The following is a 1177-nucleotide window of genomic DNA, read 5'->3' as shown; positions in this document are numbered from 1 at the left end:
ATGGCAAAGGAAAAGTTTGAGCGTAATAAGCCGCACGTCAACATCGGCACGATTGGCCACGTTGACCACGGCAAGACCACGCTGACCGCAGCAATCACCAAGTATTTCGGTGACTTCAAAGCGTATGACCAGATTGACGGCGCGCCTGAAGAAAAAGCACGTGGCATCACCATCTCGACCGCCCACGTGGAGTACGAGACCGACAACCGCCACTACGCGCATGTCGACTGCCCCGGCCACGCCGACTACGTCAAGAACATGATCACCGGTGCTGCCCAGATGGACGGCGCGATCCTGGTTGTGAACGCAGCTGACGGCCCGATGCCGCAGACCCGCGAGCACATCCTGCTGGGCCGCCAGGTTGGCATCCCGAAGATGGTCGTGTTCATGAACAAAGTTGACCAGGTTGACGACGAAGAGCTGCTGGAACTGGTTGAGATGGAAGTTCGCGAACTGCTGTCCAGCTACGAATACCCCGGCGACGATATTCCGATCATCGCAGGTTCGGCTCTGGCCGCGATGGAAGGCAACAACCCGGAAATCGGCGAAGAGAAGATCAAGGAACTGATGGCGGCTGTTGATGACTACATCGACACCCCTGAGCGTGAAGTCGACAAGCCGTTCCTGATGCCGGTCGAAGACGTGTTCTCGATCTCGGGCCGTGGTACTGTTGTGACCGGCCGTGTCGAGCGTGGCGTGATCAATGTTGGCGACGAGATCGAAATCGTCGGCATCCGTGACACTCAGAAAACCACCTGTACCGGTGTTGAAATGTTCCGCAAGCTGCTGGATCGCGGTGAAGCGGGCGACAACATCGGCGCACTGCTGCGCGGTATCGACCGTGACGGCGTTGAGCGTGGCCAGGTTCTGTGTAAGCCGGGTTCGGTTACACCGCACACCAAGTTCGAAGCCGAAGCCTACATCCTGACCAAGGAAGAAGGCGGTCGTCATACTCCGTTCTTCGCGAACTACCGTCCGCAGTTCTACTTCCGTACAACTGACGTGACCGGCACCGTGACCCTGGCGGCTGGCACCGAGATGGTTATGCCCGGCGACAACGTCGGCTTCACCGTCGAGCTGATCGCTCCGATCGCGATGGAAGACGGCCTGCGCTTTGCCATCCGCGAAGGCGGCCGCACCGTCGGCGCCGGCGTCGTCTCGAAAATCATCGAGTAAT

Annotated in this window: 1 protein-coding gene; it reads left to right on the top strand. The window is 59.0% G+C overall.

Features of this window, described 5'->3' with window-relative positions:
• Positions 1-1176, top strand: a 1176-nt coding sequence (tuf, locus tag ACR0EN_RS21240) for an elongation factor Tu (protein WP_010441214.1), incomplete at its 5' end; no start/stop codon positions are given.
• Position 1177: the final 1 nt, after the last annotated feature.

It is taken from the genome of Ruegeria sp. AB7 (assembly GCF_056542625.1).
The sequence above is the reverse complement of the archived record's forward strand: the minus strand, read 5'-3'. Positions and strand labels throughout refer to the sequence as shown.